This is a genomic window from Sphingomonas sp. (genome assembly GCF_031380695.1).
Lineage (GTDB): Bacteria > Pseudomonadota > Alphaproteobacteria > Sphingomonadales > Sphingomonadaceae > Sphingomicrobium.
This window is the reverse complement of record NZ_JANMWY010000276.1, coordinates 1-14596: the sequence shown is the minus strand read 5'-3', so window position 1 is coordinate 14596 and position 14596 is coordinate 1. Positions and strand designations below refer to the sequence as shown.

Below are 14596 nucleotides of genomic sequence, written 5' to 3'. Positions count from 1 at the left end.
CGCTAAGGACCGTGAGCCGCACCGTCACCATCGCCGATATCGAGACCTTTGCCCATTTCACCGGCGACACTTTCTACGCCCATATGGACGAGGAAGCGGCAAAAGCGTCAACGATCTTCAAGGGGCGGGTGGCGCACGGCTACCTCATCCTGAGCTTCGCCGCCGGCCTGTTTGTGGATCCCGCGCCGGGTCCGGTGCTGGCGAATACGGGCCTGGAAAATTTGCGCTTCCTGACGCCGCTCTATCCGGCTGATTCGATGCGGGTCGAGCTGACGGTGCGGTCGAAATCGCTGAAGAACGAGGACAGCGGCGTGGTCCGCTGGGCAGTCGAAATCTTCAACCAGAAGGACGATCTGGTTGCGAGCTACGACCTGCTGACGGAGAATGTGGCGTAGGGCGGCTGCCGCCCTAGCGCTTGCCCAGCCCGGCAATCGCCTGATCGACCAGCGCCTTGTCAGACCCGGCATCATGCCGCTCGGCGATCAGGCTGGCCGCCGCGGTCGTCGCTGCTCGCGCCGTCGTCGAACGCAGCTCGGCGATGGCCGTACGTTCCTCGGCGGCGATGCGGTCTTCGGCCATCTTGCCGCGCCGCGCGACCAGCGCCTCGGCGTCAGACTTCGCAGTAGCGAGGATCGATTCGGCCTCATCCTTGGCCCGCTCGACGATTGCCTCGGCATCCGCGCCGGCGGCCTCGGCCTTGGCCTCATACTCCGCCTTCAGCGCCTCCGCGTCCCTGCGCAGTGCTTCGGCCTCGGCCAGCTGATCGCGGATCTTGGCGATGTTGGCGTCGAGCGCCTTGCCGATCGCGCTCGGCACCCTTTTCCAGATCGCGATGGCGAAGATCACCAGCATCGCGATCGCCACCCACGCACCGGGGTTAAAGCCCAACGCGGTCGGCTCGGCTTCCTCGGCGGCCATCGCCGCGACACTTAGAATCAGCATATCAACCATGGTCCATCGCCGCCTTGACCGCTGCGCCTGCCTGGGCGCTGCTGACCGTCAGCCCCGCAACCTTGCTGGCGATCTCCTGCGCCAACTCGGCCGCAGCTCCTTCGATCCCGGCCATCGCCGAATCGCGCGCCTGGCGGATATCGGCGGCGGCCTTCGTCAGCTTCGCCTCGACCGCGCTGTCGGCGGCCTTGAGCTGCTGCTCCATGCTCGCCACGCCCTGCTGCTTGGCGGCGGCAGTGCGCTTCATCGCCTCGGCCCGGCTCTCGTCGATCCTGGCGCGATAAGCCGCCTCGGTCCGGTCGGCGTCGGCCTTAGCAGCCTCGGCGGCGGCGAGATCGTCGGCGATCCGCTTGTCACGCGCGTCGACTGTTGACTGGATCTTCGGCACCATCCCCCGCCCGATGACGAAGTAGATGAAGCCGAGCACCAGCAGCAGCCAGAACAGCTGTGACAGGACGACGTCGGCAAGCTGGGAAAGCTGAGGCATTGGCAAATCCGGCGGCGGGGACGAACCCTGCCGCCGATCCTTTTAGCGGGCGTAGAGGATGATCATGGCGACGGCGAACGCCATCAGGCCGAGCAGTTCCGCCGCGGCGAAACCGAAGATCAGGCGCGGAAACTGGCCGTCGGCCGCCGCCGGGTTGCGCAGTGCACCCTGCAGGAACGAACCGAACACGATGCCAACGCCGGCAGCGGCCGCGCCGACACCAATGGCGGCGAGACCGGCGCCGATAACCTGAGCTGCTGCGAGATCCATGATATTACTCCTTGGGAAGAAATTGAACGATTAGTGGAGGTTGACCGCGTCGCTGATGTACAGCGACGTGAGCAGGGCGAAGACATAGGCCTGGATCGCGCCGACCAGCAGTTCGAGCGCATTGATGAAGGCGACGAACAGGAAGCACAGCGCGGACACGACATAGCCGCTGCCGCCGGCGTTCAGCCCCTGGACGATGAAATTGCCGAACACGTCGAGCAGCACATGGCCCGCGAACATCGCGATGAATGGCCGCAAGCCAAGGCTGAACGGTCGCACCGCGAAGCTCAGCAGCTCGATCGGCGCGATCAGCAGCTTGAGCGCGAACGGCATCCCCTTGGGCCAGAACAGCGACAGGAAATGCAGGCCATGCTTCCAGAAGCCGACGCCCAGCACGATCGCGAAGCTGATGATCGACATCGCCCCGGTGACAGTGAACTGGCTGGTGACGGTGAACGGATGGCCGCCCGGTACCACCGCGAACGGCATCGCACCGAGGATGTTGGCGAACAGCATGAAGATGAAGGCGGTGAACACCCACGGCAGATAGCGGCGGCCGTCCGGCCCGATGCTGGTCGAGACCATCGAATCGACGAAGCCAACGATCCCCTCGGCGGCGACCTGCCAGCGGCCGGGCACCAGCTGCCGTTTCATCCCCATGACCATGAAACCGGTGATCAGCACGACCAGGATCAGCATCCACAGCGTGCTGTTGGTGAACAGGAATGGGCTGCCCAGATCGCCCGCAATCGGGTGAATCTGGAACTGGCTCATCGGGTCGATTTTTGCTTCGGCCGCCACTGTCTACTTCCCTGCGTCCGTGTCCGAACGCTGTTTTGAAATTCGCATCATGTCGAGCACCGCGCCGGCGAACCCGGCGAACATCAGGCCGAGCATGACCCACGGTGCCGTCCCCACCCAACGATCAATCAGCCAGCCGATCAGCGCGCCGCCGAGCGGCATGCCGACCAGGCTTTGCATGGCCCGCGCACCGGCCGAGCGAACCCCCGCCAGCGCATCGACCGGTGGTCGCCGCTCGTCCTCGACCCGCTCGGCGCGACGCAACCGCTCGTCGAGCGATGTCAGCCGCGCATCCTGGGAAGTGACAGGCTCCTCGCCGGGCTCGTCTACCGCCATGACCCCAAACTCCCGATATGCGCGGCGACACTCGGGCGGAGCGCAGCTGCAAAAGGCAAGGAACATGGCGGCGTCAAACCCGCCAAGGCGCGGTTCCTTTATGAAGGGCCGCCTGCAGTGTCAACCGCGCGGTGGGTCGGCCGTCAACGGCAATAGTCGGGGACCAGCAGTTCCTGTCCGGCAACCCGCGTCCGCCAGACCTTGTCGCTCGCTAGATAGCGTTCGCCGATGTGCACCGTCGGAAGCAGCTGGCACGCGGCGGTCATCGCGACTTGCTCGAGTGACGCGCCGCGCCGCTCGGCAAGGTCGGAATAAAGCGCCCGGCGGCGGATATTAACTGCCTGGACCCGGTGGCGCAGCGCTTCGTCGGCCTCGGCGACCACCCCGAGATAGCCGTCGAAGCGTTCGCCGACGAGACCGTGGGCACGCGCATCGGCCACCGACGCCGACGCCGACGCCTGCGCCTGCGCCGCTGACGGCACCACCAGCAACGCCACCACCGCGAGGATCAACGCGCGCATCACTGCGCCGGCTTCTTGCCCAGCGTCGACGGCGCGGCTTGGGGAAACACCTCGGGGTTCGACTTGATCAGCTGGTCGACGTCACGCTGCAGGCGCACGACGACTTCCTGCTTGATGACCACGTTCAAATTGATGTCGATCGGCTTGTCGGGCGTCTTGACGGAGATGCAGCCGCTCAGGCCGGGCAGCAGAAACGCCAGCGCGAGCGCCGTGGGCGCGCGGGAAAATCTCATCGTTCGGCTCCTCATTGGTCGGGTTTACTGGTGGTGGTGACGATGTCCTTGACCGGGGTCTGCGTCTGCGACTGGCCGGTGTCGGTGGTGATCGTGACCGAATCGTCGGGCAGGTTGGCGATCGGTTCGGGCAGCGCGTCGTGGATGGTCGCGCGCGGATCCTTGACGCTCTTGGCGGTGCCGATCAGCGCGCGGAACGGCCCCTTGATCGAGACCGAGAAGCGGAACGGCAGCTTCTTTAGCAGGCCGCGCACGAACCGCTGGGTCTTGTTGTTGCCCAAGGCGACGTCGTCGACGGTCAGCCGGGTCGCGAACTCCCCTGCCAGATCGCCGTCCAGCCGGACGATCATCTGCTTGAACTTGAGGTCGCGCAGGGCATTGAAGGCAATCCCGCCGAACATGCCGAGATTGGCTTTGCTCACCACCCCGACATAGCTCAGCGACCCGCCCGGCGCGCGGCTGTCGAGCCGCCCGCCGACGATCCGCCCGCCATCCTCGTCGAAGATCATCGGCAGCACGCCGTCGAACGTACCGTTGGCGGCGATTTCCTTGAAGCCGAAGCTCTCGACCAGCATCGCCGCGTTTAGCCCGTCGACTGCGAACGTGAGCCGTTTTGCGGTCGGCTTGGCCAAATTGAGGATGGTCTCGCGCAGGACCAGCGTACCGCCCATGAACGGCCACTCGCCACGCTCGACCTTGACCAGCTGGTCGCGCAGCAGCTGAAAGTGGAGCACCCCGTTCTCGACCGGGATACCCGGATTGACCCCAGCCAGCTGCAGCGTCTGCCCCGGCGCGCTTTCCAGCGCCAGCAGGTCGGTGAAGTGGATCGTTCCGCTCATCCCCGTCACCGGGCCAAACGCGGCCGCCAGGTCGATTCCGTCGGTCGAAAAGTCGCCGGTCGACGTCACCCGGTGCCCGGCCCAGTCGATCCGCCCCTGCCCGCGCACCGTCCCGTCGACGAGCGCGATCACGCCCTCGGTCAGCGGGGTCAGATTGTCCGGCTGCAGCCCGCTGCTGGCGAAGCGGATGCCCGGCACGTCGAGGTTGGCATGACCCTGCCCACTCGCCAGATGGTGAACGATGTCGATGTTTGTCACCAGCGCACCGCTGCCCGGATGGTGCAGCCCACCGGTGGTCGTGATCGTGTCGCCGTTGAGCACGAAGTGGACGTCGTTCGACACGAGCGGGTTGAACTTGGCCTTTTCCGCGCGGTCGCTAACGGTCAGCGCGCCGTCGACGGTCAACGCCTTGGCATAAGTCCATTTTCCGCGAACGTCGCTCATCGCCAGCGGAATGTCGCCGATCACGCCATCGCCGCCGGCGAATGTGCCCGACAGGCCTTTCGCCCCGATGCGCCCGTCGAGCTGCTTCGCCGCCAGCACTACTGGCGCGGCGGGGTTGCCGAGGGTCATGCCGAGTCCGACAGCGTCGAACCGATCGGTCCCGAGCAGCCGCGCCCGCGCCGCGACGATCCGCACCGGCGACGAGCCCATCGTCCCGCCCAGCCGCAGCCCGCTGGTTTGCGCGCCAAGCTGCAGCGGGCCGCCCGGCTGCTGCGCAACGATCGCGCCGTTCAGGGCACATAGCGGCAGTTTCGCCGCGCCGAGCTTCATCGCACCGAGTGTCAGCGACCGGAAGCCGGTGTCGAGGCAGCCGTGGCCGAACGAGAAGCCGCCCGACCCGCCGATCGTGCCTTCGACCGGCACGCGCAACCCGGTTATTCGCCCGCCGCTGAGCGGCCCGTCGAGCAGCGCTGTCGTCGTGACCCGCGTCGAACCGTCACGCGCGGCGGCGAAGCGCACCGGGTCGAGCGCCAGCCGCGCACCGCCGGTCGCATAGGGTGCCATGTGAAATTCGCCCGAGGCCGCGCCGAAGCCGCGTGGCTGGCGCAGATCAAGCCGCGCCGTCGGCAAGCCGCCGCCCTCGGTCGCGACTTGGCTGTCGATCCGGATGCGCCCGCTCGGCCAATAATAGGTCACGCCGTCGCGCCCGGCGATCTGCGCCCGCTCGCCAGCCGGCCCGGCCACATTCGCCGTCTCGATGCGCACCGCTCCGCCGCCGGTGAAATTGACCAGCCGCAACCGCCCAACCGCGTCGAACCCGCCTGCCGTGCGCGTCACCGACTGGCCGATCGCGGTAGCAAGCGGTCCAATCGGCGTCTTCGCGGCAGCGGCAAGGGGCCCGGTCAGCGACGCCAGCATCGACGACGGCAACGCCGCCCGTCGCGCATCATAGTCGGCGACCAGTGCCAACTCGCCCTTTGCCGCCGCCAGCCGATAGGACCCCTTGAGCCGGGTCGTGTCGGCCAAAATCTGCCCCAGCCGCGCCTTCTGCGCCGCCAGCGCGATCGTCCCACCCGCATTCGCGGGCGTGCCCTTGAACCCGACATTGGCGACCAGATTGGCCAGTCCATTGGCCCCAGCGACCAGCGCCGGTGTCGTCAGCCGCCCCGTGCCGTCGAAGCTGCCGAACGATTCAGAGAAATCGCTGTCGAGGTCCAATCGCGGGCTGGCGATGGCGAGGTTGCTCTGCGGGCAGGCGAACTTGCGCGCGGTGAACGGCCCGGTGACGTGCGGTCTGCGCGCGACGATCTCGACCGCCATCGATGCGCGCACTACGTCCAGCGAGCACTTGCCGAACGCCAGCCCCGGACTGGAGACCGCCAGCCGCCCCTTGAACCCGCCGGTCAGATTACCCTTGCCCGCCACCACGAACCCGATCGGCCCGAACGGTGTCTGGAGCGCGATGGTCGAATCGCTGACATCGACCGCGATGTCGGGGAACTTGAACGGCGTCTTGCTGCTGCTCGGCGCGGGCAGCAGTCTGTCGACCTCGCCGAAGCTGACCCGGTTGTCAGCATAGCGCGCGCGCAGCCGCACCCCGCTCGCGACCACCCGATACACTTCGACCGACCCATTGAGCAGGATCCGCATCTCGACTTGGGCCTGTTTCGCCACTAGGTCGGGATGCGCCGGATCGCCGATGACGAGATTGCTGATGCGCTGCGTTCTCAAACCGATGCGGTCAAGGTGGTAGGTTGCGTGGACCCCCCGTTTCTCCAACTCCTTGCCGATGATGTTGTTGGCGATCGGCTTGCGCCCGAGCCACAGCAGGAACAGGCCGAGCAGCATCAGGCCGATGATCCCGACGATGAACAGCGCGATCGTGCGGCCAAGGCGGTGCCGCCGCACGACAATCGTGTCGTGCGTCATGCGTTCGCCATGCTCGCCTTCGCCTGCCTTCACCGCCATCCATTCCTTAACCCAGCCGGCCGCTCCCCGTTCCGTGGACGACATGAACCGGGGCTGGCAAGCGGCGTGACGATGCCGGGGGCGGCATGGCATGGCTGACAGCGATCCCGGCAACAGCGGCCACCGCGCACGGCTCCGCGAGCGCTTGTTCGACGGCGGTGGCAAGGCGTTGCTCGATCATGAGCTGGTCGAATATCTCCTCGCCCTCGCCGTCCCCCGGCGCGACACCAAACCAATGGCGAAAAAACTCATCGCCCAGTTCGGCGGGGTCGGCCCCCTACTCTCCACGGACGCCGAGGTGCTTCGACGTGAAGGGCTGAGCGACGGCATGATCGGCGCGCTGAAAATTGCAGAGGCGACCGCGCTGCGCCTGCTCGAGACACGGATCGAGGGCCGGCCGATGCTGTCGAGCTGGGACGCGCTCGGCGACTATCTCCAGGCGGCGATGGGCCATGCCGCGATCGAGGAGGTCCGCGTCCTGTTCCTCAACGCCAAGAATATGCTGATCGCCAATGAATCGCTATGGACCGGCAGCGTCGACGAAGCCTCGGTCCACGTCCGCGAGGTCATCGCCCGCGCAATCGCGCTCGGTGCCACCGCGCTGATCATCGTCCACAACCACCCGAGCGGCGACCCCGCCCCCAGCCGTCAGGACATCGTCCTGACGAAGGAATTGATCGAAGCCGGCCGCCACATGAAGATCACCGTCCACGACCATGTCATCGTCGGCGCGCAGGGGCGATCGAGCATGCGAGCGCTGGGGTTGATCTAGCCGCGCTGTCCAAGCCATGATCGCGGGGCCGGGACAACCGCGGCGAGATCGGCGTCAACCACCTCGGCTACACCTACGGATCGATCGGCGATTTGCTGGACACGTACGACCGTCTCAAGGGCGTCGGCGTGCTACCTTATTGGCCGGTTCACCACGGAACGACGCTGTCGCTCTATTACAAGGACCCGGACGGCAATCGCCTCGAACTTCAGGTTGACTGCGGCACGGTCGAGGAGGCTAATGCGTTCATGGCCGGCGATGCCTTCGCCGCCAATCCGATCGGCATCAGCTTCGATCGCGAAGAGCTGTTGAAGGCCTATCGCGCCGGCGCATCGCCCGAGACGCTGATTCGGCGACCCAACGCACCGATTTCGCCGATTCCCCTCGAGCACGGACTGACCTGACCGAAAGCAGCGAGCGCACCGCGCAAACGGGGGTCCCGAGCCGACCGTTGGTTGACGTCGTGAAGTTGCCCCCCTCGTGCGCCCCTGCTACCGGCCCGCCCATGATCACCCGCTATTCCCGTCCCGCCATGACCGCCATCTGGTCGTCCGAAAACCGCTATCGCATCTGGTTCGTGATCGAGGTGTTTGCGGCCGAGGCGATGGGCGCGCTGGGGGCAATCCCGGCCGAGGATGCGCGCACCATCCGCGCCGCCTACGACGCTAATGTGTTGGGCGAAATCGACGTGTCCGCGATCGACGAGATCGAGGCGGTGACCAAGCATGACGTGATCGCCTTCCTGACCTGGGCCGGGCAGAAGATGGGCCCGGAATCGCGCTGGCTGCATCAGGGGATGACCAGCTCCGACGTGCTCGACACCAGCCTGTCCGTCCAGCTTACCCAGGCCGCCGACATCCTCCTCGCCGATCTCGACGCGCTGCTGACTGTGCTCAGGCGCCGCGCCTATGAGCATAAGCTGACCCCGACCATCGGCCGCAGCCACGGCATTCATGCCGAGCCGGTTACCTTCGGTCTGAAGCTCGCCCAGGCCCATGCCGAATTCGCCCGCAATCGCGAGCGGCTGGTCGCGGCGCGCAAGGACATCGCCACTTGCGCCATCTCCGGTGCGGTCGGCACCTATGCCAACGTCGATCCGGCGGTCGAAGCGCATGTCGCCAGAGAACTCGGTCTCGCGATCGAGCCGACCAGCACGCAGGTCATCCCGCGCGACCGCCACGCGATGTTCTTCGCCACGCTCGGCGTGATCGCCTCGTCGGTCGAACGGGTCGCGGTCGAGATTCGCCACCTCCAGCGGACCGAAGTGCTGGAGGCCGAGGAATATTTCGCGCCCGGGCAGAAGGGCAGCTCGGCGATGCCGCACAAGCGCAACCCGGTATTGACCGAGAATCTCACCGGCCTCGCCCGCGTCGTCCGCTCGGCGGTCGTCCCGGCGATGGAGAATGTCGCGTTGTGGCATGAGCGCGATATCTCGCACTCCTCGGTCGAACGGTTCATCGGCCCCGATGCGACCATCACGCTCGACTTCGCCCTCGCCCGGCTGACCGGGGTGATCGACAAATTGCTGGTGTATCCCGAGCGGATGCAGAAGAATATGGATCGAATGGGCGGGCTCATCCATTCTCAGCGCGTGCTCCTTGCCCTCACCCAGGCCGGCGTCAGCCGCGAAGACAGCTATGCGCTGGTCCAGCGCAACGCGATGAAAGTGTGGCAGTCGGACGGTCAACTGTCGCTGCTACAGCTGCTCAAGGCCGACCCGGAGGTCGCGGACAAGCTATCCAACGACGAGCTCGAGAGCCTGTTCGACCTCGGCTATCACCTCAAGCGCATCGACGTCATCTTCGACCGCGTATTCGGAGGCGCGAGCCCCGCTTGACCGCTCGCGAGGAATTGAAGGCCGCAACCCAGGCCGCGCACGACCGGGTCGACGCCGCCTTCGATCACGACCTGGCCAACCCGATCATCTATGTCGCTTTCCTCGCCGCCCAGGCGTCGGCCTATTTGCCGGTCGAGGAGGCGCTCACCGCCTGCGGCGCGGCGCGGTTGATCGAAAATTGGCACGACCACCGCCGCGCGCCGCTGCTGGCTGCCGACCTTGCGACGCTTGACTGCGCTCCGCCCGACCTGATCGCTCCGCCTGAATATCGTGGCGAGGCGGCCGTTGTCGGCGGCCTGTACGTACTGGAAGGGTCGCGGATGGGTGCCGCGGTGCTCCTCCGGCGCGTTCTTCCCGGCCTGCCGATCGCGTTCCTGTCGGCGCGAGCCGAACCCGGTCACTGGACCCGATTCATTGCGAGCCTCGACCAATTGCTCTATTCACCGCAACGACTTGATGCCGCGATCGAGGCAGCGTCGGCGACCTTTGCCTGCTTCGAGCAGGCCGCGAAACTGGTGGTGAAGCGGTGAGTGATACCTGGTCCGAGCCCGTCGACTTGACCAATTGCGACCGCGAACCGATCCACCAGCTCGGCGCGATCCAGCCAATCGGTTTCCTCATCGCCTTGTCGAGCGACTGGATGATCAGCCGCTTGTCGGCCAACATCAATCAATTCGTCGCGAAGCCGACCGACGAGATCATCGGTCACCATGTCAATTCCTTACTGTGCCCCGACGCGGTGCATGCGCTGCGCAACCGCATGGCACTACTGCGCGGGCCCGACGGGCTCGAGCGGATGTTCCGCTGCGCGCTACTCGGCGACGATCGCATGTTCGACGTCGCGCTGCACATGAGCGAGGGCCGCGTGATCATCGAGGGCGAGCCCTCGACCGAGCATCACTACGGCGACGCCACTGGCACCGTCCGCGGGATGATCGGTCGACTCGACCAGGCGCGCGACATGCCTGGATTCTTCAACGAAGGAGCACGTCAGGTCCGCGCCCTGACCGGCTTCGACCGCGTCATGATCTATCGCTTCTCGCCTGACGGATCGGGCGAGGTCGTCTCGGAAAGCGCTAAGAGCGGCATCGGCAGCTTCCTCGGCCTCCACTACCCCGCGACCGACATTCCCAAGCAGGCGCGCGAACTCTACAAGCGCAGCCTGCTGCGCGTCATCACCGACATCGACGCGACCCCGGTCCCAATCCTCCCGACGCTCGACGAGCATGGCCAGCCGCTCGACCTGTCGTTGTCGGTGCTGCGCTCGGTCTCGCCGATGCACATCGAATATCTGCGCAACATGGGGGTGCGCGCGTCCATGTCGATCTCGATCGTCGTCGAGGGCGAGCTGTGGGGGCTGATCGCCTGCCACCATTATTCGCCGCGCTGTCCCAGCTTCGAGCGGCGCTCGGTCGCGGAGCTGTTTGCCCAGATGTTCGCCATGCGGATCGAGGTGCGCGAGCGCAAGGAGACGGTCGAGTATGAGCGCCGTGCGCGTGACGTCTGCGACCAGCTGCTCGGCGCCGTGGCGTCGGACGAGTCGTTGCTCAAGGACCCGGACTGGCTGTTGGACATCCTGACCCGCGCCATTCCGGCGGATGGCGTCGGCGTGTGGATCAACGGCAATTACGCATTTGCGGGAAAGACCCCCGACACCGCCAATTTTACAAGGATCGTGCGCGCGCTGAATGGTACGGCGGCCGGGCGAGCCTTCGCTACCGACCGCATTTCGCGATTGGTGCCGGAAGCGATCGAACATGCCGGCGCGGCCGCGGGGATGCTGGCGATCCCGATCTCGCGCAGTCCACGCGATTATGTCATCCTGTTCCGGTCGGAGATGATCCGCGCCGTGCGCTGGGGTGGCGATCCGCGAAAGCCGGTCGAAGACGGTCCCAACGGTCCGCGCCTGACGCCGCGCGAAAGCTTTGCCGAATGGAAGCAATTGGTCGAGGGTCAGTCCGAACCATTCAACTCATCAGACCTGCGCGTCGCCGAGACGCTGCGCGCGACGCTTATTGAAATCGTGCTTCGCCTGTCGGATGAGGCGAGCGAGGAACGGCGCTTGTCGAGTGAGCGGCAGGAGTTGCTGATTGCCGAACTCAATCATCGCGTGCGCAATATTCTCAGCCTCATCCGCGGACTCATTCGCCAGTCCAAGCCGCCCGAGGGCACCAGCCTTGCCGAATTCGTCGCCATGATCGACGGACGGATCCATGCCCTCGCCCGCGCGCACAATCAGATTACCGACGATCGCTGGGGTCCCGCGCCGCTGCAGACGCTGATCGATGCCGAAGCGGCGGTGTTCCTGGCCAACAAGCGTCGTCAGGTCGAAATCGACGGCGAGCCAATCCTCCTCAACCCGCAAGCTTATTCATGCATCGCGCTAGTGATACACGAGCTTGTCACCAACTCGGCGAAGTATGGCAGCCTGTCGGACGGCGGGCGGGTCAGGATCAGCTGGCACCGGAACGCCGACCGCGACCTCGAACTTCACTGGATCGAGACCGGCGGACCGCGTGTCGAACTGCCGACGCGCAAGGGGTTCGGGACGACGATTATCAAGCAGTCGGTCCCTTACGACCTGGGTGGCTTGGCGCGGCTGGAATATGCGCCGGACGGCTTCAACGCTTGGTTCACGATTCCTGAGCGCCACCTGACCGATCCATGCGACGTCAAGGGCCGGCCGAATTACGAGACATGCGAGACGTTCGATCTCTTTCCGGTGCCCGACAATGCCCTGACCGGCATGCGGGTGCTGCTGGTCGAGGACAGTTTGATCATCGCGCTCGACGCCGAGGATCTATTGAAGCGGCTTGGCGCGCGTGAAGTGGTCACCGAGGGGACGGTCGCCGACGCCCTGCATATCATCGATTCAAACCGCCCCGACATCGCGATCCTCGACATTAATCTGGGCAGTCATACCAGCTTCGCGATTGCCGATCGGCTGGATGCGGTGGGGGTACCGTTCATGTTCGCGACCGGCTATGGCGAACAGCTGCTGCTGCCCGAACAGCACCGTGCCCGCATCGTGCTGCAAAAGCCCTACACGATGGCGTCTCTGGCAAGGCGGCTGACGGAAGCTCTCAGCGGATCGACGCAGCTCGCAGGCGCCAACTAGGCGTCGAAGAATTCCTTGATGCGCGAGAAGAAGCTGCGGCTCGCCGGGCATTCCTCGCCCGTCTCGGTCGCGCGAAACTGCTCGAGAATGGCGCGCTGCTCCTTGGTCATCTTGGTCGGCGTCTCGACCAGGATGCGCGTCACGAGATCGCCGCGCCCACGCGCATTGAGCACGCTCATCCCCGCACCGCGCTGGCGCAGCGTTTCCCCCGACTGAACGCCGACCGGGATCTTGATCTCGATCCGCGCGCCATCGACGCCCGGCACCTCGATCGTGCCGCCCAGCGCCGCCGTGGTGAAACTCACCGGGCATTCGGCGACCAGAGTGGTCCCCTCGCGGGTGAAATAGGCGTGCCGCTTCATGTGCACGAACAGGTACAAATCCCCGCTCGACGCCCCACGCATGCCGGCCTCGCCCTCACCGGACACGCGGATGCGGGTGCCTTCGTCAACCCCGGCGGGAATGTTGACCGACAGCTTGCGCTGGTTGAGCGCGCGACCCTCGCCCGAACAGGCTGGACACGGATCGGCAATCACTTCGCCCGATCCCATGCAGGTTGGACAGCCGCGCTCGACGACGAAAAAGCCCTGCTGCGCGCGGACCTTGCCGGCGCCGTTGCAAGTCGAGCAGGTGCGCGCGGCGGCATGGCCCTTCGACCCGCGTCCGTGACACGGCTCGCACTTTACCAATGTCTCGATCGTCAATGTCTTCTCTACGCCCGCATACGCGTCTTCGAGGCTCAGCTCGAGGTCATAGCGCAGGTCGGCCCCGCGCGCGGCGTTGGCCCGCTGCGCGCGGGGATCGGTGAACTCGCCGAAGATCGACGAGAAAACGTCGGAGAAACCCTCGAAGCCGGCTCCGCCCCCGCCGCCGAAGCCCCCCGCGCCAGGACCGCCATTCTGGAACGCATCTTTGCCGAAGCGGTCATAAGCGGCGCGCCTCTGCGGATCCTTGAGGCAATCATAGGCCTCGCTGATTGCCTTGAACTTCTCTTCTTGATCTGCACAGCCACCGTGGCGATCGGGGTGGCACGCCATCGCCAGCCGACGGTACGACGCCTTGATGGTCTTGTCGTCGGCGGTCCGCTCGACCTCCAGAAGTTCGTAATAATCGCTATCAACCATGACGGTCCCCACAGGCCGTCGCCCCGACGAAAGCCGGGATCCCGGTCGACCGGAGTGTTCTCCAGCCTCCCGGGACCCCAGCCTGCGCCGGGGCGACGGCTAACGTCATTAACCCTTGTGCTCTTCGTCGACCTCGGAGAACTCCGCATCGACCACGTCGTCCTCGGCCGGCTTGACCTCGGCGGTTGCATCCGCCGCACCTGCACCGGCGTCGGCACCACCGGCCGCCTGGCTCTGCTCATAGATCGCCTGGCCCAGCTTCATCGCGGCCGTCGCCAGCGCTTCAGTTTTGGCGGTCATGACCTCGGGCTCGCCGCCCTCGACCGCCGTCCTGGCCTCGGCCAGCGCCGTCTCGATTTCCGTCCGGATTTCGGCCGAGACCTTGTCGCCATGCTCCTTCAACTGCGCGTCGGTCGAATGGATCAGGCTTTCGGCCTGGTTCTTCGCCTCGGCCCCGGCCCGCCGCTTCTTGTCCTCTTCGGCGAATTGCTCGGCCTCACCGACCATCTTCTCGACGTCGGCGTCGCTCAAGCCCCCCGAGGCCTGGATGCGGATCTGCTGTTCCTTGCCGGTACCCTTGTCCTTGGCATTGACATTGACGATGCCGTGGGCGTCGATGTCGAACGTGACTTCGATCTGCGGCACGCCGCGCGGCGCTGGCGGGATGCCGACCAGGTCGAACTGGCCGAGCGACTTGTTGTCCACCGCCATCTCGCGCTCGCCCTGGAAGACGCGGATGGTGACCGCATTCTGGTTATCGTCGGCGGTCGAGATGGTCTGCGTCTTCTTGGTCGGGATGGTCGTGTTGCGGTCGATCATCCGCGTGAACACCCCGCCCAGCGTCTCGATGCCGAGCGACAGCGGCGTCACGTCGAGCAGCAGCACATCCTTGACG

16 protein-coding genes are annotated in these 14596 nt (G+C 65.9%); 6 read left to right on the top strand and 10 right to left on the bottom strand.

Annotated features, from left to right (window positions below; translation table 11 throughout):
- Positions 1–395: MaoC/PaaZ C-terminal domain-containing protein (locus RMN84_RS10035; protein WP_309612034.1), on the top strand; the 395-nt coding region annotated here is incomplete at its 5' end.
- Positions 396–408: 13 nt separating this feature from the next.
- Here RMN84_RS10035 and RMN84_RS10030 read toward each other — a convergent pair.
- From RMN84_RS10030 to RMN84_RS09995, 8 genes are all read right to left on the bottom strand, one after another.
- The gene (locus tag RMN84_RS10030; RefSeq protein WP_309612033.1) at positions 409–951 is read right to left on the bottom strand and encodes a F0F1 ATP synthase subunit B; all 543 of its coding nucleotides are present in this window, start codon (positions 949–951) and stop codon (positions 409–411) included.
- Positions 944–1438 carry an ATPase gene (locus tag RMN84_RS10025; protein WP_309612032.1) on the bottom strand — a complete coding sequence of 165 codons (495 nt, stop codon included), beginning with the start codon at positions 1436–1438 and terminating at the stop codon, positions 944–946. The genes RMN84_RS10030 and RMN84_RS10025 overlap by 8 nt, the downstream gene beginning before the upstream one ends.
- 42 nt (positions 1439–1480) lie before the next feature.
- Positions 1481–1708, bottom strand: coding sequence for a F0F1 ATP synthase subunit C (locus RMN84_RS10020; protein ID WP_309612031.1), 228 nt, complete (start codon positions 1706–1708; stop codon positions 1481–1483).
- Between the two features lie 30 nt (positions 1709–1738).
- Positions 1739–2509: a F0F1 ATP synthase subunit A gene (locus RMN84_RS10015; RefSeq protein WP_309612030.1), complete on the bottom strand. Its 771-nt coding sequence runs from the start codon at positions 2507–2509 to the stop codon at positions 1739–1741.
- 3 nt (positions 2510–2512) lie between these two features.
- Positions 2513–2845 carry an AtpZ/AtpI family protein gene (locus RMN84_RS10010; RefSeq protein ID WP_309612029.1) on the bottom strand — a complete coding sequence of 111 codons (333 nt, stop codon included), beginning with the start codon at positions 2843–2845 and terminating at the stop codon, positions 2513–2515.
- A 143-nt stretch (positions 2846–2988) separates the two neighbouring features.
- Positions 2989–3366 carry a DUF1318 domain-containing protein gene (locus RMN84_RS10005; RefSeq protein WP_309612028.1) on the bottom strand — a complete coding sequence of 126 codons (378 nt, stop codon included), beginning with the start codon at positions 3364–3366 and terminating at the stop codon, positions 2989–2991.
- Positions 3366–3599, bottom strand: a complete 234-nt coding sequence (locus RMN84_RS10000; RefSeq protein WP_309612027.1) for a YnbE family lipoprotein — start codon at positions 3597–3599, stop codon at positions 3366–3368. Before RMN84_RS10000 ends, RMN84_RS10005 begins: the two co-directional genes overlap by 1 nt.
- An 11-nt stretch (positions 3600–3610) precedes the next feature.
- On the bottom strand, positions 3611–6850 hold the full coding sequence (locus RMN84_RS09995) for a YdbH domain-containing protein (RefSeq protein ID WP_309612026.1): 3240 nt from the start codon (positions 6848–6850) through the stop codon (positions 3611–3613).
- Between the two features lie 91 nt (positions 6851–6941).
- Between RMN84_RS09995 and radC the strand changes: the two genes are divergently transcribed.
- The 5 genes from radC to RMN84_RS09970 all read left to right on the top strand — a co-directional run bounded on the left by radC (position 6942) and on the right by RMN84_RS09970 (position 12577).
- The gene (gene radC / locus RMN84_RS09990) at positions 6942–7622 is read left to right on the top strand and encodes a DNA repair protein RadC (protein ID WP_309612025.1); all 681 of its coding nucleotides are present in this window, start codon (positions 6942–6944) and stop codon (positions 7620–7622) included.
- A 47-nt stretch (positions 7623–7669) separates the two neighbouring features.
- Complete coding sequence (locus RMN84_RS09985) at positions 7670–8026, top strand: hypothetical protein (RefSeq protein ID WP_405051476.1); 357 nt, start codon at positions 7670–7672, stop codon at positions 8024–8026.
- Positions 8027–8127: 101 nt separating this feature from the next.
- A complete protein-coding gene (gene purB, locus RMN84_RS09980) occupies positions 8128–9459 on the top strand; it encodes an adenylosuccinate lyase (RefSeq protein WP_309612023.1) in 1332 nt (443 codons plus the stop codon).
- Positions 9456–9989, top strand: coding sequence for a biliverdin-producing heme oxygenase (locus tag RMN84_RS09975; protein WP_309612022.1), 534 nt, complete (start codon positions 9456–9458; stop codon positions 9987–9989). Before purB ends, RMN84_RS09975 begins: the two co-directional genes overlap by 4 nt.
- Entirely contained in the window at positions 9986–12577 is a 2592-nt protein-coding gene (locus RMN84_RS09970) for an HWE histidine kinase domain-containing protein (protein WP_309612021.1), read from the top strand. Before RMN84_RS09975 ends, RMN84_RS09970 begins: the two co-directional genes overlap by 4 nt.
- On the opposite strand, the gene dnaJ is transcribed toward RMN84_RS09970, so the two are convergent.
- Together dnaJ and RMN84_RS09960 are read right to left on the bottom strand one after the other, a co-directional pair.
- Positions 12574–13701, bottom strand: a complete 1128-nt coding sequence (gene dnaJ / locus RMN84_RS09965) for a molecular chaperone DnaJ (protein WP_309612020.1) — start codon at positions 13699–13701, stop codon at positions 12574–12576. The genes RMN84_RS09970 and dnaJ overlap by 4 nt on opposite strands.
- 108 nt (positions 13702–13809) lie before the next feature.
- Positions 13810–14596: Hsp70 family protein (locus RMN84_RS09960; RefSeq protein ID WP_309612019.1), on the bottom strand; the 787-nt coding region annotated here is incomplete at its 5' end.